Raw genomic sequence first — 23,462 nt, 5'->3', positions numbered from 1 at the left:
CTGAGCGATGCAGGCATCGCCTCTCAGGCGGGCAGAGCATAACAGTCAAAGCATGAACACGACCTGCCTGAGGCAGCGTATTCCCGCTCACGCCAGCAGAAACCGCAGTCCGACGACTACCAGAATCAGCGCGAACAGGCGCTTGAGCAGCAGGGCCGGCAAGGCATGCGCCAGCCGCGCCCCGAGGCGCGCAAACGGCACGGACACCAGCACGATGCCCAGCCACGCCACCCAATGGACATAGCCGATGGCGTGTTCCGGCAGGTTGGGGGCATGCCAACCGACCACGATATTGGTCAGTGCGGCGGTCAGCGCGATGGGAAAGCCTGCAGCGGCGGCGGTCCCCACCGCCTCGGTCATGCGCGCCTGCCAGCTGGAAAGCATCGGCACCATCACCGTGCCGCCACCGATGCCGAACAGCGAGGAAATCACGCCGACGGTACTGCCACCCACGAACTGGCCGACCCGCCCGGGGGCCTGTGCCATCTGGCCCACCTTGAGATCCAGCCCGAGCTTGGCCGCCACCAGCAGCACGAAGACGCCGAAGGCCAGCTTGAGGGTCTCGCCGCTCAGTTCACTGGCCAGCACCACGCCCAGCCCGGTGCCGACCACCAGCCCCGGCAACAACCGCTTGAGCCAATCGATGCGCACCGCACCGCGCTCATGATGTGCCCGCGCCGACGACAGCGAGGTCACCACGATGGTGGCCAGCGAGGTGCCGATCGCCAGGTGCATCAATACCTCCGGCGCGACGCCTTGCAGCACGAAGGCCGCGGCCAGCACCGGCACGATGACAAGCCCTCCACCTATCCCGAACAGACCCGCAATCATGCCGGCGACTGCGCCCAACAAGGGATACCACCACCACATACCTGACTCCTTTCATGCTGCATTGCGGTGACTGTCTGCCGAGAGTGGCCAGGGCCTCTCAACGCCATGACCGTCAGCCCTCTGTTGATACTGGACCTTCGCCGCTGCCGGACGCGCGTGGCGTGAGCGTCACGTCAGGCAGCCACATGCTGACCTTGTCGATCAGCGCCTGGGGCCGGTAGGGCTTGCCCAGATAATCATCCAGCCCGGCGGCGAAGAAGCGCTCGCGATCAGCTTCACTGGCATTGGCGGTCAGCGCGATGATGACACTGCGCCGCTCACTGCCGGCGGCGGCTTCCTGCTCGCGCCAGCGCTGGCTGACACTGACGCCGTCCATGCCGGGCATGAAGATATCCATGAACACCAGGGCGTAGAAATGCTGTCCACGTGCGGCCAGCGCCTCTTCGCCGCTGCTGGCGGTATCGACCAACAACCCTTGCCGCCCGAGCACCGTGCGCGCCAGCATCGCATTCACTGGCCCGTCATCGACCACCAGGATACGGGTTTCGGTGGGCTTGCCCGGCCATGTCATCGGCAGCAGGATTTCCAGCGCCTGCTCGTCGTCCAGGTTGATCTGGCGATAGCTGCCGCCCAGCTCGTCGATCAAGCGCCGCGCCATGACAAGACTCGAGGGCGATTGATGACCGATATCGAGCCCGACATGCCCACGCAGCTCAAGTCGCAGGCAACAGCAGCCAGCGCCCTCGTCATCTGAACCCTCGGCAGAGAACGCTGCATCGCGACAGGCCGGCAGCTCACAGCCTTGCTGCAGCTCAAGCAGCAAGGATTGATGACTGGCGCTTTCGTGGCGCATGCAGCCTTCCGCCAGATGCTCGAACAGCTGTGCAAGCCGACGCACATCACCGCGCAATGCCTCCGGCATCGGTCCCAGCTGCCACTCGAAGGGGCAGCCGACATCATGATGACGCTGCTGCATGTCCTCGAGCAGCGCCCCCAGCGTCTCGGTCGGCGAGAAGTCATTCTCTTCCAGCGGCGTTCGTACCACTTCCTCACGCTCGGTCAGGGCATCCAGCAGTTGCGCCACGCTGTCGAGGCGGCCCTGCAGCAGGCTGAGCTCGGCATCCTCGATATGGCGCTCACGCCGGAGCTGACCAAGCTTGCGCACCAGGCCTTGCAGCGGCGGCGTCAACTCAGCGTGCAGCATGTCCAGATAATCACTCTTCAGACGCGCCTCTTCGCGAGCACGGTCACGCGCGACCAGCAATTGCTGGCTGGCCTGATCGTGCTCTGACTCATCGATCATCACGCCAAGCACCTGCGCCGGGTCATTGTTGAAGCGACACAGCTCCAGACGCATGCGCCGCATGCGCCCCTCGGCGTCATGTACCCGGAGTTCACGACTGCTGGGCACGCTGGGGTTGGGCTCCAGCATCAGCAAGCTGCCCACCGACCGGCCCAGCGCCTCATGCAATACCAGCCCGAACAGCTTCTCGAAGGCCGGGTTGGCCATCGCCAACAGCCCATGACGCATCACGAAGGCCGGCAGCGGCAAGGCATCCAGCTCATGGCCGCGACCACGACGCAGCAAGGCCACCGCCCCACGGTGGCGACGCAGGATGTCATCCGCCGGATAGGCCTGCCGCCCCACCGGCGGGTACTCCTCCATCACTTCACCGTTCTCGATACGCTCGCTCTGGCGCGCCAACCATTCCAGGGGCTGCCCCAGGCGCTGATCCATGCGCCTGAGCCGCCACTGCAAGATGAGCATGATGACGGCAAACACCAGCAGCAGCGCGCCACCACTGCCCAGCAACAGGGTCAGCAACGGCACCTGACCGGGCACCTCGAGTCGCGTACTGGACACCAGGCGCCAACCCGTGACTGGCAAGCTGTCCCACACCACCACCTGAGTCCCGCGCGGGTCGACCAGCGTGACGCCACGCAGACTGGTATCCATCGCGCGGGCGATATCCGCGGGCAGCTCCCGGGAATGGCCGTCGCCGACATTGCTGCTGGCCGCCCAGACGTTCAGGTGGTCATCGACCAGCCAGAAGGCATCCGGGGGGGCATGCCCCGGCAGCAGCAGGCGCGCCTCCATCTGCGGCAGCGCGAGATCCAGCCCGACACGCGCCTTCTGACCATTGCCGAGCGAGACCTCAGCCAGCGCCGTGATCTGCGGCAGACCGGCAGGCCCGGGGTGCGGCGGCAGCCAGACCACGCGTGCCGCACCATTGTCGGTATTCTCGGCAAGCTGACGCACGGTGTCCGGCAGCACTCCGGTGTAGGGCATGAAATCGCTGCCCGGCGCGAAGGCGTCCAGCACGTTGAACCAGGGATAGAGCATGACCATGCTGTTATCGAGACTCACGAACAGGCGTGAGATCAGGGGGTCCGACGAGTAGAGGTCCGACAGCAGCCACTGCATATGCATCAGTCGCCGCCCGGCGTCACGATCCTCATCGCTCAACGGTCCTTCGAATTCACCATAGAGTGCGGCTCCCCCGCGCGATACCGGCCTGAACAACTGGCCCTGCTCGGTGAGCGAGAACTGGTCCAGGCCATCGTCATAGGCGCTGCTCCCGGTGGCGCCGAAATCGAGATGGCGCCGTGCGTAGCGTGCCAGGATCTGCAGGCGACGCTGCTGGGTTTCCAGGCGCTCACTGACCAGCGCCGTGGCCAGCGCATGCTCCTTCCTGAGTTCCCCCAGCGCGGTATCGACGGCCGCATGCTGCGTGCTGTCCCAGACCACGGCAGCCCCGACCAGAAAGCACAACGCCACCGCCAGCTCCGCAAGCAGCAGCGGGCCAGCCGTCAGCCGAATCATGCGCGCCCAGACCTTCTCCAGGCCACTGGCGGGATTCTGGGGATTCGAAGCCACCGCCGCCGCAGGCGGTGACTCGACAGAGGAAGCACGGCGCGAGAACATGATCTGAAAGCATCCTGTAGGTGAGGCGTCGGCAAGCCCGACCGCTGACCAGCGCAAGCTGTCGAGACAAAGCAGCAGCATACGCAAGCCGCCGTCAGGCGTCATGCAGTGCCAGCGTGACAGAGGCGCTATTTTCTCCCGACCCCCTGATGGAGTGGCGACATGTGCCTGATGGCATTTGACTGGCAACCGGACTCGGCGCAAGGCGAATGCCTGCTACTGATCGGCAACCGGGATGAGTTTCACGCGCGCGCCACCGCCGGACTCTGCGTATGGCCGGATGGTGTCCTGTGCGGCGGACGCGACCTGGTGGCCGGCGGCGGTTGGCTGGTCATGCACCCCGCCGGCAGCCTCGCCACGCTGACCAATGTGCGCCAGCTGGATCACCCTGCCCCGACGGCCAGCATCAGCCGTGGCCAGCTGGTCGCGGCAGCGGCGCGTCAGGCGCTGGGCCGATGCTCACGCTGGGGCCTTGAGGACTGGTTGCGCGCACTGGTCGCGGGAGAGAGCGTGCCCGCGGCACTGGAGGGAGCGGACGCACGGAAGCTGTCTGCACTGACGCTTGAGGCCGTGGACTGGTGCAACCTGCTGGTCTGCGATGGCAAGACGTTATGGCGCCTGCATCATGGCCCGCAAGGGGCCGAGGTGAGCCGTCTTGGCGCGGGCGTCCACAGCCTGAGCAACGGCCATCCCGAGGCCGACTGGCCCAAGCAACGACGCCTGAGTGGCCGCCTGACAGCCCTCCTCGACCGATCAGCCCGTGCTGGTCAGACAACGACACGAACATTGAGCGACGATGCGTTGCTCGACCTGCTCAAGGATGACTGGCGGCCCGCGCCGGCTCAGCTGCCGGTCACCGGGCTAACGCCCGAACGCGAAGTCCTGCTGTCCAGCCCATTCATCGTCAGCGCCGAATATGGCACCAGGGCCTCGACTCTGGTGCGCTGGCAACGCCACCCGGCAAGGGACACGGCTGATGCATCCGATGTGGTGCAGACCCTGACCCTGCTGGAGCGCCGCTTCAGCCCTGAGGGCCACACCATCGCCAGCCGCAGGGCCATGACATGCTCGATCGCCACAGGGAGCGGCGAGGAAGGAGACATCGGCAGCTGGCGGCTCAGCTAGTCGTCTCGCCGGCCTTCTGCGCCACGGGCGCGTTGTCGCGCGGCGGCAACAGATGGGCCAGATCCCAGGCCTGCAGACGGTGGAGCAACAGGTCATGAACCTCATCGGCGGTGGGCTGACACAGCACCTCGTCCACCAGTCCCTGCGCCGCACTCAGTGACACCCGCCGAATGGCCGCACGCACGCGCGGCAGGCTCGGGGCATTCATCGACAGGCTGTCAAAGCCCATGCCCAGCAGCAGCAAGGCCCCGGCGGGGTCGCCCGCCAGCTCACCGCAGACGCTCACCGGCATCTCAAGCGCACGCGACTCTTCCGCCAGGCGCGCCAGGGCACGCAACACCGCCGGATGGCAGGCATCGTAGAGACTCGCCACGCGCGGGTTGTTGCGGTCCACCGCCAGCAGATACTGGGTGAGATCATTGGAGCCCACGGAGAAGAAGTCGACCCGGGTGGCGAGCGCTTCCAGCTGGTAGAGCGCCGCGGGCACCTCGATCATCACGCCGACACTCGGTCGCGAGACGTTGATGCCCTCTTCGGCCAGCTCGACCAGCGCTCGATTGACCAGCGCCAGCGCTGTATCGACTTCTTCGATCCCCGAGATCATCGGCAGCATGATGCGCAGATTGTCCAGCCCTTCCGCGGCACGCAGCATGGCTCGCAGCTGCACCATCAGGACCTCGGGGTGATCAAGCGTCACCCGGATGCCCCGCCAGCCCAGGAAGGGATTGGCCTCGTTGATCGGAAAATAGGGCAGATCCTTGTCACCGCCGATATCCAGCGTGCGCATGGTGACCGGCAGCGGCGCGAAACCCAGCAGCTGCTCACGATACAGACGCGCCTGCTCCTGCTCGCTGGGGAAGCGGTCACTCATCATGAACGGTACTTCGGTGCGGTAGAGCCCGACCCCGCCGACCCGCGACTTGAGCGATGCGACAGAATCCAGCGCCAGACCGGTATTCACCATCAGCGGCAGACCATGGCCATCCGGGGTCACGCTTGGCAGATCCTGCTCCTGTTCCAGCAGCGCGCTCAACGCCTGCTCCTCCTCGATCAGCCGAGAATAGTAGGCGCCGAGCTCAATCTCGGGACGCACTACCAGTCGACCACGGTGACCATCGAGAATGACCGGTGCACCGCCCAGTCGCGACAACGGAAGATCTACCATGCCAAGCACGGTGGGAATCCCCATCGCACGCGCCAGAATGGCGACATGCGAGGTACTCGAGCCACTGACCGCGACCAGTCCCTTGAGGCGTTCACGCGGGACCTCTCCCAGCGTGGCGGGACTGATCTCGTGACCGATGAGGATGGTGTTTTCCGGGTATTCGATCGGACCGCTGTCACCCTCTTCCTGCAGGTGTGACAACACGCGACGCCCAAGATCCCGTATATCGGCGGCTCTTTCGCGCAGATAGTCGTCATCGACACGCTCGAGATACTGCACATGGCGGCGCACGATATCGGCCAGCGCCGCCGGCGCCCACTGTCCTTCACGGATGCGCTTCTCGACCTCCTGCCCCAGCGCCGCGTCGCCCAGCATCTGCTGATAGACCTCGAACAGCGCATGTTCCTGGGTGGAGATACGACTGGCGAGGCGCTCCGCCGCGACGCGAATCTCTTCGCGCACGGCGTTGATCGCCTCCTTGAGGCGTGCGATCTCGAATTCGATATCGGTGGGAATCAGATCGGGGACGGCGTCCAGGTCGGCGGGCGGAGACAGCACGAAGGCCTTGCCGATGGCGATGCCGGGGGAGCCGGCCACGCCGGAGAAGGTCGCCTGGCCGCTGGTACCGGCCAGCTTGCCCAGCGCCCCGGTGGCCAGCGCGTGGGCCAGCACTCCCGCCAGCTGCGCGCCGAGGGTGACAAGGAAGGCTTCTTCACCTTCATCGAAACGACGCTTCTCGTGTTGCTGGATGACCAGCACCCCGAGTACACGACGCTGATGAATGATGGGGACTCCAAGGAAGCTGGAGAAGCGTTCCTCTCCGGTCTCCTCGAAATACCGGAATTGGGGGTGTGCGGGCGCATCCTCGAGGTTGAGCGGCTCTTCCCTGAGCGCCACCATCCCGACCAGGCCCTCGCCACGCGCCAGACTGACCTGCCCCACCGACGACGAGCGCAGACCGATGGTATCCTTTAGAACGAAGCGATCGCTTTCCGGTGCCAGCAGATAGACGGAGCAGACGTCCGTCTTCATGGCCTTGCGTATGCGCAACACCATGGTCGCCAGTGCCGCGTCCAGAGAACGTGCGCCATTGACCTCCTGAACGATACGACGTAGCACCTCAAGCATGGAGTACCTCAAGCATGGTGTATCTCGCGCATCGAAGACGTCGAGAAGGTGATTGCTCAGCCAAGGCGGCGTGACCCACCCTTAGCCACCCGCGCCCATCAACGCCATCAGCCGGACGAATGACGCCCGTGACCCTTGGAGCTGGCGCCACCGGCCCCGGAGCCAGCGGCACCTGTGCCATCGAGCCCCTTGGCCGCCGCGTTGGCAGTGCCGACCGGCGAGCCACTGGCCCCAGGCGTCCCGCAGGCACCTCGCGCCTCATGCAGCGATGCCCCCTCGGCGAGTGCCTTGAGCCGTTCGGTGTCCACCAGACGCTGCAGGCGCGGCGCCAACTCACGCAGGGCGCGCCGATAGACCTCGCGCTTGAAGGCCACGACCTGCCCCAGCGGATACCAGTAGCTTACCCAACGCCAGCCATCGAATTCAGGATTGGGCGTGGTATCCACACTGACGCGGTTGTCCTGGCAGCGAATCTGCAACAGGAACCACTTCTGCTTCTGACCGATGCAGATCGGTCGGGAGTGCGTTCTTACCATGCGTCTGGGTAACCGGTAGCGCAGCCATCCACGGGTGCAGGCCAGTATCTCGACGTCCTCAGCTTTCAGGCCGATCTCTTCTTCGAGTTCACGAAACAGCGCCTGTTGCGGTGTCTCGTTTGGCTTGATGCCCCCTTGCGGAAACTGCCACGCATTCTGTCCTACCCGGCGCGCCCAGAGCAGCTGGCCCTCACAGTTGGCAATGATGATGCCAACGTTGGGGCGAAAGCCGTCAGCGTCGATCACGGATGTCACCTTTGATTCGTTAATTGAAACCATTCTTCCACAAAGGCTGAAAGCGCTTCAATACGCGGTTTGGCGGTGTGAAAGCCCGAGCACCTCTGCAATAATCGCTGCCTTCACGCTATTGCAGTGCAACACGGCCGAGCGAGACTGCTCGTCGGCCACCGTACACCCGCGCAAACACTGGGCCGGCACCCTATCGTGCTCTGTTGTCCGTGTCTGTCGCCCAGCCGAGTGTGGCTGGGCAGAGCAAGGAGTTTTCCGTGAGTCTGGCCATCTTTGATCTCGACAATACCCTGATCGCCGGGGACAGTGATCACGCCTGGGGCGAATTTCTGGTCGAACAGGGCGCTGTCGACGCCAACGTCTATCGTGAAGCCAATGAGCGCTACTACCAGCTCTACCAGAGTGGCGAGCTGGACATTCACGAATACCTGGCCTTCTCACTCAAGCCGTTGTCCGAGAACAGTCCGGAGCAGCTGGCGGCCTGGCACCAGCAGTTCATGGCCGCCAAGATCGAGCCCATCATCCTGCCGCGGGCGGAAGAGCTGCTGGCACGTCACCGGGCACGCGGCGACACCCTGCTGATCATCACCGCCACCAATCGCTTCATCACCGCTCCCATCGCGGACCGCCTGGGCGTCGATGAGCTGATCGCCATCGAACCCGAGGTCGTCAACGGCCGCTACACCGGGCGCGTCAGCGGCGTCCCCAGCTTCCAGGCCGGCAAGGTGACCCGCCTCGAAGCCTGGCTCGCCGAACGTGACCACACCCTGGATGGCAGCACCTTCTACAGCGACTCCATCAATGACCTGCCACTGCTGGAGCGTGTCGATACTGCCATCGCAGTGGACCCGGATGAGCAACTGCGCGCCGCCGCTGACGCGCGCGATTGGCGAATCATTTCACTGCGCGACTGATAAAAGACTGATTTACATGAATTTAATCGATCCATAAGGTCGAGCAACCTCAGCTATAAGGTTTTCATGTGGCTACAAGCATTCACCATAAAGTCGACCTTATTTGCTGAATCATTTCGCACAAGATGTGTCTATAATGTGTGTCCATCGAACCGTCGAGCCTGGTGCGGCAACTTTTGCCCCGTCACGGCAGGACGGCCTCCGGAATCCCGGTCGGGTCCGGGGGATGTCCCTCACCAACCTTGAGCGTGAGCAGCCATGTCCTCAACGACATACGATGTCCTGATTGTGGGTGGCGGCGTGTCCGGCACCGCCCTTCTCTATGAACTCGCCCGCTACACCGACCTCAAGTCGGTCGGCCTGGTGGAAAAGTACGACCACGTCGCGATCGTCAACTCGCACGGTCGCAACAACTCCCAGACCATTCACTGCGGCGACATCGAGACCAACTACACGGTCGAGAAGGCGCGTGTGACCAAGCGCACCGCGGGCATGGTGGTCAACTTCGCCACCAAGCTCAGCGAGAGTGAGCGCGATCACATCGTCTACAAGTATCCGAAGATGGTGCTGGCGGTCGGTGCCAAGGAATGCCAGTTCCTACGCAAGCGCTTCGACACCTTCAAGCAGCTGTTCCCCAACCTGAAGCTGCTCGAGCGTGACGACATCGCCGAGCTGGAGCCGAAGGTGGTGGAAGGTCGTCGTCCTGACGAGGAGATCGTCGCGCTGGGTTCCACCGACGAATATACCGCCGTCAACTACACCACCCTGTCGGAAGCCTTCGTCAGCGAAGGCGAGAAGGCAGCGGCCGAGAAAGGCATGAACTTCGACGTTCGCCTCTCGACCGCCGTGGAAGACATCCGCAAGGAAGGTGACGTCTACAAGGTCAAGACCGACAAGGGCGAGCTCAGCGCACGTTATGTCGTGGTCAGCGCCGGCGGTCACTCGCTGCTGTTCGCCCACAAGATGGGTTACGGCCTGGACAAGTCCTGCCTGCCGATGGCCGGCTCCTTCTACTTCACCCCGAAGGTGCTCAACGGCAAGGTCTACACCATCCAGAACGAGAACCTGCCGTTCGCCGCCGTGCACGGCGACCCGGACGTGCTAGTGGAAGGCAAGACCCGCTTCGGCCCGACCGCCCTGATGCTGCCGCTGCTGGAGCGCTACAACGGCAAGACCTTCTGGGAATTCCTCAAGGTGCTGCGCATGGACCGCAACGTCGTCAAGGCCCTATGGGACCTGATGAAGGTGCGCGACATCCGCAACTACATCTTCAAGAACTTCATGTTCGAGGTGCCGGTGCTGCGTGAGCGTCTGTTCCACGGCGACATCAAGAAGATCGTGCCGAGCCTGGACGTCAAGGACGTCAGCTTCGCCAAGGGCTTCGGTGGCGTTCGTCCGCAGTTGATTGACAAGAGCAAGCAGAAGCTCGTGATGGGCGAAGCCAAGATCAATCCGGGCACCGGCATCGTCTTCAACATGACGCCGTCACCGGGTGGCACCAGCTGCCTGGGCAACGCCGAGAAGGACATGTATCTCGCCCAGGAATTCCTTGGCTTCAACATCGACAAGGAAGCCTTCGAGCGTGATCTGCTGACCGGCGAGATCGAACTGACCGAGATCGAGCGTCCGGAAGCCTCCTCACTGATGTAAGCCTCTTTCGAGACACGCCTCGGGATGAGCATCAAAAAGCCCCGCCAGCATTCGCTGGCGGGGCTTTTTGATGGCTGCCTGACGGGAGGCGCCTCAGGACACCGACTGGCCCGACGGGGCAGATTGGGCAACAGGCTCGTGTACCGCATGCAGACGCTGGATCAGCTGATCCTCCAGGGCGAAGCGCTCGGTCAGCCCCTGCTGCAGGCGGGCCAGCCATTCCGGCAGTCGGGCGCGATAGTGCTGGCAGCGGGTAGGGCTGGAGAAATCCTCGTCGAAGGACAGCACCAGCTCGGTGGAGGGCTCCAGACGCTGCATCAGCTGCTCGCAGACTGCCAGTGCCGCGGTATCCTCGAAGACACGGCCTTCTTCCTTGAGCTGAGGATAGACCTCGAAATGCCCTGCCGAGATGTAGTCCATCAAAAGCTCGATGAAACGATTGACGCGTGTCATCTCGAGCTGATCGAGGTCATTGACGCAGGCCTCGTGCAGATCCATGAAGCAGACCAGCATCTCGCGTCGCTGGTCCAGCCAGCGATCAACCAACTGATGAACGCCACGAAAGCGTTCCGCCGCAGTGGTGCATTCCTCCAGCATGGGCGCCTCCTCTGGCATGACCCGAACGATAGGGGCTGACATCCGGTGCTCGCCCCGCTGCCAACCCACTATCCTCCATGCCGTGCACGCTGCCAACCCCCCACCATGGTGGCAGGGCTAATTGCCTCAACGGCGGAAGCTGCTCCACAGCATCGCCAGCGGTACCAGCGCCAGCCCACAGAAGCCGATCAACGACCACTGCGGGATCGAAAGCCCCAGCCATTGCGCGCTGATCTGGGCGCACTCACCGGAGGCGTTGAGCACCTGGGTGATCACGTCCCATACCGGCAGCACTTCCAGCATGTAGTTGAGGCCCGGGCCACAGGCCGGCACCTGGTCCGGCGGCAGAGACTGCAGCCAGACATGGCGACCCGCCAGCACGACCGCACCGATGCTGCCGGCCAGTGCGCCCAGCGCGTAGATACGCGTGCCGACACGCCCGGGGCCATGCAAGGCCCCCAGCAAGAAAAATACGCCTGCCACGGCCACCGCCACGCGCTGGAAGATGCACAGTGAACACGGTGCCAGGTCGAAGGCGAACTGCAGCACGAAGGCCACGCCCAGCAAAAAGGCGCATCCCAGCGCTCCCAACAGACACCATTGACGCCCGCTCCAGCTCGCCAGGCTGGCAAGCCCACCCTTGCGCGCTACCGGCCGCTGCCCAGATTGTTTGTCCGCTTGTGTCATTTGCCGTCCTTGCCGGTAAAACTCCAGTGGAGTCATGGGTGAGAAATGACGCAGCCGCAAGGCCATCAAGGCCCTGCGACTGCATGGAGGCATGCATCGCGTCGTGCCCAGCAACCGCGCTCAGTCGTCAGGGTGCGCAGGCCACATACATCATCGGCGCCTCAAGCCTGAGGCGCCGATGATGCAGCGATAGCCGAATCCGTCACTATCAGCGACTGATACCTATCATGCCGTGTCGCGATGACCTGAACATGAATTGGCGTTGCGTCTCGAGATCACGCCGGTTGCGTAGCATGGGCGGACGCGAAGTACTCGGCCATGAAGGTGTCGAAATCCTGATGATCCCCCTTCTCGATATCGCCCTGCTGCTGCAGCGAGGTCTCGACCAGCTGATCGAGCAGATAGCCGCGCGCACGCTCCGTCGGTTCTGACTTGAACTGCTCGGCCTGGCCCCTGGCCAGCGCCAGCACTTCGTCGACGAAGTTGCTGCCGTTGTCGAGCATGCTGGCCAGCAGACGGCCAGACGGTGTGGTCTGGGCATCATCGAAGCGCGGTGCGAGTGCCGCCAGCGCATCACGGTGCGCGCTGCCAGCCTTGTCGCCACTGTCGAGCAGGCCCGCGACTTCCCCCAGCTCATCCATGATATTGGCTGCCAGATCGCGCAGGCGTCGCTCTTCACCATTGACGCTCAGGGTCAGCGCCGGGTCACGCCCTGCCTCGACCACGCGACGCTTGCTGTCGTCGAGCGTGGCGCATTCCTCGTCGTCGATCCACGGACTCTCTGTCAGCAGACACCAGATCAGGAAGGTATCGAGGAAGCGGATCTGCGTCTCGTCGATCCCGACCGGCAGGAAGGGATTGAGATCCAGACAGCGCACTTCGATGTATTCGACACCGCGCCCTTCCAGTGCCTGACTGGGCGTCTCGTTCTGCCGGGTGACACGCTTGGGACGGATGTCGGAGTAGTACTCGTTCTCGATCTGCAGGATGTTGCTGGAGAGCTGCGACCAGCTGCCGTCGGCCTGCTTGACGCCCAGCTTCTCGTAGTCCTTCCACGGCGTGACAATGGCGTGACGCAGAGTGCCGACGAAGTTGTCCAGCGAGTTGAAACAGATCTTGAGCTGCGCCTGCACCTTGTTCTGATAGCCCAGGTCCGACATGCGCAGACTGGTGGCGTAGGCCGAGACCAGACTGCGGTCCGCCTGACGCTTGAGGCGATCATCATTGCCGCCATCGAGGAAGCTCTCGTCGATCCCCGGCGAGGCGCCGAACAGATAGAGCAGGATCCAGCTATGGCGGCGGAAGTTGCGGATCAACTCGAAATAGCGACGCGAGCGGAAATCACGCGCATCTTCCGCCTCTGCCCCTTCCAGCCCCTGCAGCAGGCTCCAGAAATCATCCGGCAGCGAGAAGTTGTAATGGATACCGGCAATCGACTGCATGATGCGCCCGTAACGGACATCCAGCCCCTTGCGGTAGATATGCTTCATGGTGCCGCTGTTGGAGGTGCCGTAATCGGCGATCGGCACGCTGTCATTGCCGTGCAGACGTGGCGGCATGCTGGCCGGCCAGATCAGCTCATCGCCCAGGTTGCGATAGCTGAAACGATGCAGGTCAGCCAGAAACTCCAGCGACTCCTTGGGACGAGTGAACACCGGGGTGATGTACTCGAGCAGAGACTCGGAATAGTCCGTGGTGATGTACGGGTGGGTCAGCTTCGACCCCAGAGAACGCGGATGCGGCGTCTGGCTGATGTCACCGCCAGCGGTAACCCGCAGGCCTTCCTTCTCGATACCACGGCGCAGGCGCCCGAAGAGACCCTGACGGGCCTGGGGCGTGAGTCGCGCGATGGCGGACGCGAGTTGCTCGGACAAGGTATGAACCCTTTCGCATGGGGAGAAGCCCAGCCTCTCCGGTCGAATTGGATGACCATGGCCCGCGTGCTGCACCGGATGCCATGCAAGACGCGAACGGCAGGTACCGTTCGCGTCAGGTCAGTATGCCCACATTATGGGCGCGTAAAAAATGCTTTCAAGGCTTATGATTTTGACTTGCGCGCATTGAGCAGTGCTGCCGCCATCGCATTGTTGGCCGGTGCCGCGCCGCCGCTAGCGCCAGAATTGCTGCCGCGACCGCCGCGCTCCTGACGGCCACCACCGCCTTGCGCGCGCCCACCACGACCGCCCTCTGCGCTGCGTCGCGCCTCGCCAGCCGCGCCTTTGTCGGCGGGAGTATCGCTCATGCGCATGCTCAACGCGATGCGCGCACGCGGGATGTCGACTTCCATCACCTTGACGCTGACGATGTCGCCCGCCTTGACCACTTCCCGCGGGTCGGCAACATACTTTTGCGACAGGGCAGAGATGTGTACCAGGCCGTCCTGATGCACGCCGATGTCCACGAAGGCTCCGAAGTGAGTCACGTTGGTGACAACGCCCTCAAGTTTCATGCCCGGCTCGAGATCCTTGAGGGTCTCGACGCCTTCCTTGAACTCGGCGAAGCGGAATTCGGGACGCGGGTCACGTCCCGGCTTGTCCAGTTCGCGCAGAATATCGGTCACCGTCGGCAGGCCGAAGTGCTCATCAGTGAATTCCGTCGGCTTCACGGTGCGCAGGAAGGCGCTGTCACCCAGCAGACTCGGCAGATCACGCCCGTGTGCCTTGGCGATGCGCTCGACCAGCGGATAGGCCTCCGGGTGGACGGCGCTGGCATCCAGTGGGTTCTTGCCGGAGGCGATGCGCAGGAAGCCGGCACACTGCTCGAAGGTGCGCGGACCCAGCCGGCTGACCTTGAGCAATTCCTGGCGCGAGGCGAAACGGCCATTGGCGTCCCGGTGCGCGACGATATTCTCGGCAAGCGTGGTGTTGAGACCCGCGACACGCGACAGCAGCGCGCTTGAGGCCATGTTGAGGTCGACGCCGACACCGTTGACGCAGTCCTCGACGACGGCTTCCAGACTGCGCCCCAGTTGCACCTGACTGACGTCGTGCTGGTACTGGCCGACGCCGATGGACTTGGGCTCGATCTTGACCAGCTCGCCCAGCGGGTCCTGCAGACGACGCGCGATGGAGACCGCGCCGCGGATGGTCACGTCCAGATCCGGAAATTCGCGCGCCGCATATTCCGAGGCCGAGTAGATGGACGCGCCGGCCTCATTGACCATCACCTTCTGCAGACGACGGCCGGACAGGCGCGTCAGCACATCGGCGGCCAGCTTGTCGGTCTCGCGTGAGGCGGTGCCGTTGCCGATGGCGATCAGCTCGACATCATGCCGTTCGATCAGCTTGACCAGCTCGGCCACCGAGGCGTCCCAGCGATTGTGCGGCGCATGCGGATAGATGGTGGCCTGATCGACATACTTGCCGGTGGCATCCACCACCGCGACCTTGACGCCGGTGCGTAGCCCCGGGTCCAGCCCCAGTGTGGCCTTGGGGCCCGCCGGCGCTGCCAGCAACAGGTCCTTCAGATTGTCGGCGAAGACCTGGATGGCCTCCTGCTCGGCGCGCTCGCGCAGGCGGCCGATCAATTCGCTTTCCAGATGGGTATAGAGCTTGACGCGCCAGGTCCAGCGCACCACTTCCTTCAACCAGCGGTCCGCAGCGCGCCCCTGATCATCTAGGGAGAAATGCGTCGCGATGGCACCTTCCATCGGGTGACGCGGCAGGTCGTCCTCGCCTTCCAGCTTGAGCGCGAGGCTCAGCACGCCCTCGTTGCGACCCCGCAGCATGGCCAGCGCACGGTGCGAGGGTGCCTTGTGCAGCGGCTCGTCATGCTCGAAGTAATCGGAGAACTTGGCGCCCTCCTGCTCCTTGCCCTTCATGACGCGCGCGCTGAGGATGCCATCGTCCCACAGGCGTTGACGCAGGCGACCGACCAGGGCGGCATCCTCCGCGAAGCGCTCCATCAGAATCTGCTTGGCACCATCCAGCGCCGCCTTGGTATCCGCCACGTCCTTGTCGGCAGCGACGAAGCCGGCCGCCTGAGCTTCCGGCTCCAGCGTCGGGTCCGCGAGCAGCGCATCGGCCAGAGGCTCCAGCCCCGCTTCACGCGCGATCTGGGCCTTGGTACGACGCTTCTTGCGATACGGCAGATAGAGATCTTCCAGGCGCTGCTTGCTGTCGGCGGCCAGTACATCCCGCTCAAGCGTGGCGCTCAGCTTGTTCTGCTCGGCGATCGACTCGAGCACGACCTGACGCCGCTCCTCCAGCTCACGCAGATAGCGCAGGCGCTCTTCGAGCTGACGCATCTGGGTGTCATCGAGCCCGCCGGTGGCTTCCTTGCGGTAGCGCGAGATGAACGGCACGGTCGCGCCGCCATCCAGCAGCTCGACGGTGGCGGTGATCTGTTCTTCGCGCACCCCAAGCTCACCGGCCAGCGCCTGTTGAATGCGGCGAGTGGTGTCAGCGGGCGACAGCATCGGTGCAGGACGGGAGGTGGTAGCGTCAGTTGCAGTAGCGTCCATGAAACGTCAGTCCCTTACAGCAGAATTCATGCGGCAATATACAGACGGCCCGGTCGTGGAGTTGACCGGGCCGTCTGTATCACGATGTCGTCACGTTACCACAAAGCGGCAAGATTGCTTTAGCCGCTCAATGTGCCAATCGGGTTGCCTCCCAAGCGCCTCACACGGGCACGAAGCGCAGCGCGACACCGTTGTTGCACCAGCGCAGGCCGGTGGGTTCGGGGCCATCCTCGAAGACATGCCCCTGGTGCCCGCCACAGCGCGCACAGTGATATTCGGTGCGCGGCCAGATGAGTCCGTAGTCGATCTTGGTCAGCAGGCGTCCTTCGATATGATCGAAGAAGCTGGGCCAGCCAGTGCCGGATTCGAACTTGGTGGCAGAAGAGAACAGCGCCAGATCACAGCCGGCACAGCGATACTCCCCCTTGCGATGCTCCTTGTTGAGCTCGCTGGAGCCCGCACGCTCGGTGCCCTCCTCGCGCAGTACGCGATACTGCTCCGGGCTCAGGCGTGCACGCCATTCATCTTCCTCCAGGGTCAGCGGCGTGATGTCCGCGCCACGCTCGAGTTCCAGCTGCGGACGTGCGGCAGACAGCCTGGGCAGGGCCAGCATCGCTCCCGCCCCCAGCACCAGCCCCATGAATTGGCGTCGTTGCATGACGTGTCTCCTTATGACAATGAACGGCAATACTGACCTCTACGCGCAGCAACCTGCGTTGGATGCATTCGCCGCAAGAGAAAGCCCCCACGATGCTGTCATCGCGGGGGCTTCAGTCTCATCGGCTGACACAAGCCATGGGGTCAGATGCGCAGACCACCATCACATTCGATCACTCGCCCGGTGAAGTAGTCATTGTCGAAGATGAAGGCCACACTGCTGGCGATATCTTCCGGGCGACCCAGATCGCGCATCGGGATGCCACTCTTTATCTTGTCGAGCATCTCCGGCTTCATGCCGGCGGTCATCTCGGTGGCGATGAAGCCCGGTGCCACGGCACCGACGCGAATCCTGTAGCGTGCCAGCTCCTTGGCCCAGGTCACGCTCAGCGCCGCGACACCGGACTTGGCGGCGGTGTAGTTGCTCTGCCCCATGTTGCCGGCGCGCGAGATGCTGGAGATATTGACGATCACGCCCGGCTGGCCGGCTTCGATCATCTGACTGGCCGCTTCACGGGTGCACAGGAAGACACCGGTCAGATTGACATCGATGACCTGCTGCCAGCTGGACAGCGACATGGTCTTTTCCACCACGCCATCGCGTGCCTTGATCAGCAGGCCGTCACGGGTGATGCCGGCATTGTTGACCAGACCGCTCACCGGCCCCAATGCGCCCTTGATGGCCGAGAAGGCCGCGCTGACGGAGTCTTCTTCCGCGACATTGGTCACGAAGCCCTGCGCCTTGATGCCTGCAGCTTGCAGACTCGCGACGGCGTCATCCAGGCCGTCCTGTTCGATGTCCAGCAGCGCCAGCACCGCTCCCTTCTCGCCCAGATAGCGCGCCATGGCCAACCCCAGCCCTCGAGCGCCGCCCGTAATCGCGATGACCTTGTCGTCAAGCTTCATGTCCCGTCTCCCAGGTTGTCTGCCGGCAGTCAGTAACTGCTACCGGATGCGAGGCCCGCATGCCGTACGAGCGTCACGATCTATGTGTCGAGTGTCCCGCACCGCGCCCTTCAGTGTTCAGCGTCATCGTGACAGAGAATGCCTCGGGATGACGCCCGCTGCCAGTTCGCGGTAAATTTTCATGATGCAGTGCAACAGATCGCGGCGTGTCCTGCCTCAACGCAGGCGAGATCCGCCAACGCTACGCAATGACAGCGTCAACGCACACTATCAACAGCGTGCGCGTAATCAGGGGATACTGATGAGTGAGCCTGGGCCCGCCCCCTGCGGCCGCCATGGGCTCTGCCTGTCCGGCGCTCCCGACCCAGCCCCTTCTATTGTGCACTGCAACATGCAGCATCGTTCAGCATGGCACCGCTACCCCTGCAGCGCCAGCCATCCACGCCACCGACCATCAACCGCTCACCAGCGGATCATGGGCCGTTCAAAGGGCCCGATTCGACTGTTCCCCGTCCGGCGGCTGGTTTACCCTTGACGCATTGGCGCAACCTGCCATTTACCTGCTTCGGGAGAGACGATGCCCATACTGTTAGTGATTACCCTGTTCGGGTTATTGGATTTCGTGGTGTTGTTCAGCCTCGGCAGCCAGATCGGCCTGCTGCCGACCCTGGCGCTGGTGCTGATCACCGGCGCCGTCGGCCTGCATCTGATTCGCCGCGAAGGTCGCGCGACGCTGATGCGCGCCCAGGAACGCCTGCAACGTGGCGAGATGCCTTCCGGCGAGCTGATGGAAGGCGCGGCGCTCATCTTCGGCGGTGCCCTGTTGATGGCGCCGGGCTTTCTGTCTGACGCCTTCGGCCTGCTGTGCCTGCTCCCCGCCTCACGGGGACTGTTGACGCGTGGACTGAGCGGCAATGGCACGATCGCGCGCTTCTTCAAGGGACGCTTCTCGGCTGCGGGGGCTTCCCGCAGCACCCGCGCAGGTGACTGGGAAGCCGACACCCGTGCTGACGATGCCTCACGCAGCGGTGGCGATCAGCAGCACACAAGCGGCAATCGCGCTGGACAGCAAGGCAGCAGCCAGCAGACCGGCGAGCCGCTGGAAGGCGATTACATCAGCCGTGACGAGCCGCGCCTCTAGCGCCTTTTCACGCGCCATCACCACGCGCAATCGCCTGCTTGGGAGTCATGTTTGAAAGTCTTGCATGACAGCGATGGGCCCGGTACTGGAAGCCAGTGCCGGGCCCTTTTGATTTGTGATACCTCGCCTCACAGGCCCCATCATGCTCTCCTGTCCTCTTCTGTTCTGTAATGACCTGCCCCTGTCCTGCCCCTGTGCCAATGCCAGTCACTGGTCGGATTCGCGCTCCGTGAGCTACCCGTCCGAACCTTGCATCTTGCAATGACGTTCCCCCTGACCGATGACCACCTTCTGGCGTCTTGTACCAATGGACACCGTCTGGGGGCTGCCAGCTATATGCCAGCAGTGAACGGCTCGGATACACTCAAGCCGTTGATTCATCTAGCGGAACCTTGCGGAAGACAGGCTGCAGCCCGGGTGCGTAGCTTTCATGCGACGCACAAGATGCGCCGATTTGAATTTTTTTTATGATCGCCTACTTGAAAGCTGTCCCCCCGCCACCATAAAAGCGGTGCAATGGATAACGGCCACGCCCCCCAGCGGCGGGGCCCAACACTCGCTAGGCAACCCCATTGAACGCCAGACTCACCGACAAAGAACGGGAGCTGGCGGGATTTACCATCAGGAGAACGTGAGCAATGAACATTCGTCCCTTGCACGATCGCGTCGTGGTTCGTCGCGTGGAAGAAGAACAGAAAACTGCAGGTGGCATCGTTCTGCCCGGCAGCGCCCAGGAAAAGCCGACCCGTGGCGAGATTCTCGCTGCCGGTAACGGTCGCATCCTCGAAAACGGTGAAGTTCGCCCGCTGGACGTGAAAGTCGGCGATACCGTGATCTTCAAGGATGGCTACGGCGTCGAGAAGCAGAAAATCGACGGCGAAGAGGTGCTGATCATGAGCGAGAGCGACATTCTCGCCGTGGTGGAAGGCTGAGTTTCAGCTTTTTCGGGTTCCAACGCTTCGACTTACTGATTAAAGGTAGAGATAAACATGGCTGCAAAAGACGTTCGTTTCTCCGATGATGCACGCAAGCGCATGGCGCGCGGTGTCAATGTCCTGGCCGACGCGGTCAAGACTACCCTCGGTCCGAAAGGCCGTAACGTGGTACTGGAAAAATCCTTCGGCGCTCCGACCGTCACCAAGGACGGCGTTTCCGTCGCCAAGGAAATCGAACTGAAGGACCGCTTCGAGAACATGGGCGCCCAGATGGTCAAGGAAGTCGCTTCCAAGACGTCTGACGTGGCTGGCGACGGCACCACCACCGCCACCGTGCTGGCTCAGTCCATCGTCAACGAAGGCCTGAAAGGCGTGACCGCGGGCATGAACCCGATGGACCTGAAGCGTGGCATCGACAAGGCCGTCATCGAAGCCGTCAAGGCCGTGCGTGAGCTGTCCGTGCCGTGCACTGACACCAAGGCCATCGCCCAGGTCGGCACCATCTCCGCCAATGGCGACTCTCGCATCGGCGAGATCATCGCGGAAGCGATGGAGAAGGTCGGCAAGGAAGGCGTCATCACCGTCGATGAAGGTCGTGGCTTCGAAGACGAGCTGGAAGTGGTCGAAGGCATGCAGTTCGATCGCGGTTACCTGTCTCCGTACTTCGTCACCAACCAGGACACCATGGCGGTCGAACTCGAAGACCCGTACATCCTGCTGGTCGACAAGAAGATCTCCAACATCCGCGAACTGCTGCCGGTGCTGGAAGGCGTTGCCAAGTCCGGCAAGCCGCTGGCGATCATCGCCGAAGACATCGAAGGCGAAGCGCTGGCGACTCTGGTCGTCAACACCATGCGCGGTATCGTCAAGGTCGCTGCCGTCAAGGCACCGGGCTTCGGTGACCGTCGCAAGGCCATGCTGCAGGATATCGCTGTCCTGACCGGTGGCACCGTGATTTCCGAAGAAGTCGGCCTCAACCTCGAGCAGACCAACCTGGACCACCTGGGCACCGCCAAGCGCGTGACCATGTCCAAGGAAAACACCACCATCATCGATGGCGCCGGCAACGAAGGCGATATCGAAGCACGCGTTGCCCAGATCCGCGCTCAGATCGAGGAAACCTCTTCTGATTACGACCGCGAGAAGCTGCAGGAACGTGTCGCCAAGCTGGCCGGCGGCGTTGCCGTCATCCGCGTCGGTGCTGCCACCGAAGTCGAGATGAAAGAGAAGAAGGCTCGCGTCGAAGACGCCCTGCACTCCACTCGTGCCGCCGTCGAGGAAGGCGTCGTGCCTGGTGGTGGTACTGCCCTGGTTCGCGTGCTGGGCCAGCTGGCCGACCTGAAAGGCGACAACGAAGATCAGACTCACGGTATCGCCATCGCACTGCGTGCCATGGAAGCGCCGCTGCGTCAGATCGTCACCAACGCCGGTGAAGAAGCCTCTGTCGTGCTCAACAACGTCAAGGCTGGCGAAGGCAACTATGGCTACAACGCCTCTACCGGCGTCTACGGCGACATGTTCGAGATGGGCGTGCTGGACCCGGCCAAGGTGACCCGTTCTGCACTGCAGTCCGCGGCCTCCATCGGCGGTCTGATGATTACCACCGAGTGCATGATCGCTGAAGATCCGGAAGACAAGGCCGCTGCCGGCGGCGGCGACATGGGTGGTATGGGCGGCATGGGTGGCATGGGCGGCATGATGTAAGCCAGCCTCTCCCCACGGCTCACCCATCGTGACCCGAACCGCTCCTGCGCAAGCAGGGGCGGTTTTTTCATGCCTGTCATTCGGCGAGCGCTGCGAGCTCCACACGGTGTGCACCGCGAGCCCCATACAGTGAACGCCGTGACTCTCATGTGGCAAGCGCCACGCCTCTCGGTACCTGACGCCTCCCGCTCACCACGCTACACTAGGCGCCACTTTTTGCCGCGACCCGAGACATTGCGCCTGGTGATGACAGTGCATCGAGGCTGACGTTGTATTGCAGCTGAAATGCCTACGGTCACGACAGGTGACGCTACCACTCAGGCCGCGCGCCTCGCTTGCCCAGGATCTTCACATGACTGACACCCCCGCCGCTTCTCCTACCACTAGTGCCCTCGACAATGTGCGTGTCGTGCTGGTGCAGACCTTCCACCCCGGCAATATCGGCGCCACCGCTCGCGCCATCCTGACCATGGGCATCAAGGACCTGGTGCTGGTAAATCCGCGCTGCTTCCCCGATGAGGAAGCGACGCGCATGGCCAGCGGTGCCGCGGAGCTGCTAGAAAATGCACGCGTAGTCGAGCGCCTGGAAGACGCCGTCAATGACTGCCAGCTGGTCATCGGGGCCAGCGCTCGCCTGCGCAGCGTCCCGCTGCCCCACTTCGATGAGCCACGCGAGATGGCGGCCCACGCCATGGATATCGCGCGCGATGGCAAGGTGGCGCTGGTATTCGGCCGCGAACGCTTCGGGTTGACCAACGAGGAGATCGCCTGCTGCACGCATCAGGTGTCGATCCCCACCAACCCGGACTACGGCATCCTCAACGTCTCACAGGCCGTCCAGGTGCTGGCGCACGAGTGCCGCAGTGCATGGCGCCTGACACTCGACAAGCCTCAGGAGGCGCCTGTCGCGCGCCGTGAGGACGACCAGTTGCCGACCCGCGAACAGCTCGGCTACTTCCATGAGCATCTTGGTCGCGCCCTGCAGGGCTCCGGCTTCCTCAACCAGCCCCACTCCCAGACCGAAGAGCGGCTGCGCGCCCTGTTCGCGCGTGCCGAGCCGACACGCCGCGAGCTCTCCATCCTGCGCGGCATGCTGTCCAATCTTGAGCGCCAGACGGCAGCGGCGAACGCTGGCGCAGACAGCGAGCAGAGCGATCACGAGGCGACCTGAGTCGTGCACGGCCCTCCGTCATGTACTGAGACTCGGACTGTTGCCACTTGGCTCTCGCCACTTCGCAACAGCCTGTCAGCGCAACGTCATCCTTCTGACATGGATCAAGGTGCACTATAGACCTTCCGCTATGCTTGATAGGCAGGACGTCAGGCACCGCAGAACTCGTCACACAGCCTAGGTATAGAAATACCGGTACAGAAATACCGGCATAGAGATACGGCATAGCCCCATGCAGTAGCTGCAGCCCAGCAGTGCTCACGCGCGAAGGCTGCAGTGTCAGGCAAAGGCTCCTTCGCGAACTTGAGACCAGCCACGCAGGTCGAGAACTGTCGCAGAGCAGGCAGAGACGCCGCCACGCCAACACGCGAAGGGCCATGGCAGGCCAGCGTGGCGACGCACCTCGAGAAATCCAGAGAAGAGCCGACCCTGATCCCATCCACGACCATGGACTCACGGAGCGCCTTTACATGACTCAGACAGCCGCACGACAGACTCAGACCCCGGACGCGGAACAGCTGGCCAGCGACCTCCACCAGCTGGAAGCTCGCCTGCGCAAGACCAACCCGACGCAGGAACCGACGCTCTACCGCAGCCTGTACTGCATGATCTCGCTACGCCAGATGCAGCTGCTGGCCAAGGTCAGTCAGCCCGCAGCCTCGCAGGCACATTGAGCGA

17 protein-coding genes and 1 pseudogene are annotated in these 23,462 nt (G+C 63.3%); 8 read left to right on the top strand and 10 right to left on the bottom strand.

Annotated features, from left to right (window positions below):
- Positions 1-87: 87 nt before the first annotated feature.
- Both QQF40_RS09980 and QQF40_RS09975 read right to left on the bottom strand, forming a co-directional pair.
- Positions 88-870, bottom strand: coding sequence for a sulfite exporter TauE/SafE family protein (locus QQF40_RS09980; protein WP_175088491.1), 783 nt, complete (start codon positions 868-870; stop codon positions 88-90).
- Positions 871-943: 73 nt separating this feature from the next.
- Positions 944-3,757, bottom strand: a complete 2,814-nt coding sequence (locus tag QQF40_RS09975) for a response regulator (RefSeq protein WP_285461210.1) — start codon at positions 3,755-3,757, stop codon at positions 944-946.
- A 162-nt stretch (positions 3,758-3,919) separates the two neighbouring features.
- Here QQF40_RS09975 and QQF40_RS09970 point away from each other — a divergent pair, with 162 nt between their 5' ends.
- On the top strand, positions 3,920-4,882 hold the full coding sequence (locus tag QQF40_RS09970) for an NRDE family protein (protein WP_285461209.1): 963 nt from the start codon (positions 3,920-3,922) through the stop codon (positions 4,880-4,882).
- On the opposite strand, the gene ptsP is transcribed toward QQF40_RS09970, so the two are convergent.
- Positions 4,875-7,175 (bottom strand): phosphoenolpyruvate--protein phosphotransferase, encoded by a 2,301-nt coding sequence (ptsP, locus tag QQF40_RS09965; protein ID WP_285461208.1) that lies wholly within the window; start codon positions 7,173-7,175, stop codon positions 4,875-4,877. The two genes, QQF40_RS09970 and ptsP, sit on opposite strands and share 8 nt — an antisense overlap.
- Positions 7,176-7,483: 308 nt before the next feature.
- A pseudogene (locus tag QQF40_RS09960) lies at positions 7,484-7,957 on the bottom strand (RNA pyrophosphohydrolase); the annotation flags it as partial.
- 260 nt (positions 7,958-8,217) lie between these two features.
- Between QQF40_RS09960 and QQF40_RS09955 the strand changes: the two are divergent.
- On the top strand, positions 8,218-8,874 hold the full coding sequence (locus QQF40_RS09955) for a histidinol-phosphatase (RefSeq protein ID WP_175088487.1): 657 nt from the start codon (positions 8,218-8,220) through the stop codon (positions 8,872-8,874).
- Positions 8,875-9,132: 258 nt separating this feature from the next.
- Positions 9,133-10,524: an FAD-dependent oxidoreductase gene (locus QQF40_RS09950; RefSeq protein ID WP_175088486.1), complete on the top strand. Its 1,392-nt coding sequence runs from the start codon at positions 9,133-9,135 to the stop codon at positions 10,522-10,524.
- A gap of 93 nt (positions 10,525-10,617) precedes the next feature.
- Here QQF40_RS09950 and rsd read toward each other — a convergent pair whose 3' ends face one another.
- From rsd to QQF40_RS09920, 6 genes are all read right to left on the bottom strand, one after another.
- Positions 10,618-11,121, bottom strand: coding sequence for a sigma D regulator (gene rsd / locus QQF40_RS09945; RefSeq protein WP_175088485.1), 504 nt, complete (start codon positions 11,119-11,121; stop codon positions 10,618-10,620).
- 126 nt (positions 11,122-11,247) lie between these two features.
- Positions 11,248-11,808: a disulfide bond formation protein B gene (locus QQF40_RS09940; protein WP_175088484.1), complete on the bottom strand. Its 561-nt coding sequence runs from the start codon at positions 11,806-11,808 to the stop codon at positions 11,248-11,250.
- A 275-nt stretch (positions 11,809-12,083) separates the two neighbouring features.
- The gene (gene gshA / locus QQF40_RS09935; protein ID WP_175088483.1) at positions 12,084-13,682 is read right to left on the bottom strand and encodes a glutamate--cysteine ligase; all 1,599 of its coding nucleotides are present in this window, start codon (positions 13,680-13,682) and stop codon (positions 12,084-12,086) included.
- A gap of 164 nt (positions 13,683-13,846) precedes the next feature.
- On the bottom strand, positions 13,847-16,225 hold the full coding sequence (locus QQF40_RS09930) for a Tex family protein (RefSeq protein WP_285461269.1): 2,379 nt from the start codon (positions 16,223-16,225) through the stop codon (positions 13,847-13,849).
- Between the two features lie 205 nt (positions 16,226-16,430).
- The gene (gene msrB / locus QQF40_RS09925) at positions 16,431-16,928 is read right to left on the bottom strand and encodes a peptide-methionine (R)-S-oxide reductase MsrB (protein ID WP_285461207.1); all 498 of its coding nucleotides are present in this window, start codon (positions 16,926-16,928) and stop codon (positions 16,431-16,433) included.
- 143 nt (positions 16,929-17,071) lie between these two features.
- Complete coding sequence (locus QQF40_RS09920; protein WP_285461206.1) at positions 17,072-17,833, bottom strand: SDR family oxidoreductase; 762 nt, start codon at positions 17,831-17,833, stop codon at positions 17,072-17,074.
- A 577-nt stretch (positions 17,834-18,410) separates the two neighbouring features.
- Between QQF40_RS09920 and QQF40_RS09915 the strand changes: the two genes are divergently transcribed.
- The 5 genes from QQF40_RS09915 (at position 18,411) to QQF40_RS09895 (ending at position 23,458) form a co-directional block, all read left to right on the top strand.
- The gene (locus QQF40_RS09915) at positions 18,411-18,974 is read left to right on the top strand and encodes an FxsA family protein (RefSeq protein ID WP_175088481.1); all 564 of its coding nucleotides are present in this window, start codon (positions 18,411-18,413) and stop codon (positions 18,972-18,974) included.
- Positions 18,975-19,612: 638 nt separating this feature from the next.
- Positions 19,613-19,906, top strand: coding sequence for a co-chaperone GroES (locus tag QQF40_RS09910; protein WP_043331438.1), 294 nt, complete (start codon positions 19,613-19,615; stop codon positions 19,904-19,906).
- A 57-nt stretch (positions 19,907-19,963) separates the two neighbouring features.
- Positions 19,964-21,613: a chaperonin GroEL gene (gene groL / locus QQF40_RS09905; RefSeq protein WP_175088480.1), complete on the top strand. Its 1,650-nt coding sequence runs from the start codon at positions 19,964-19,966 to the stop codon at positions 21,611-21,613.
- Between the two features lie 352 nt (positions 21,614-21,965).
- Entirely contained in the window at positions 21,966-22,784 is an 819-nt protein-coding gene (locus tag QQF40_RS09900) for an RNA methyltransferase (RefSeq protein WP_175088479.1), read from the top strand.
- Between the two features lie 470 nt (positions 22,785-23,254).
- Positions 23,255-23,458, top strand: a complete 204-nt coding sequence (locus QQF40_RS09895) for a hypothetical protein (protein WP_175088478.1) — start codon at positions 23,255-23,257, stop codon at positions 23,456-23,458.
- Positions 23,459-23,462 lie beyond the last annotated feature (4 nt).

It is taken from the genome of Cobetia sp. LC6 (assembly GCF_030264805.1).
Classification (GTDB): Bacteria; Pseudomonadota; Gammaproteobacteria; order Pseudomonadales; family Halomonadaceae; genus Cobetia.
This window is presented reverse-complemented; position numbering and strand designations above follow the sequence as displayed.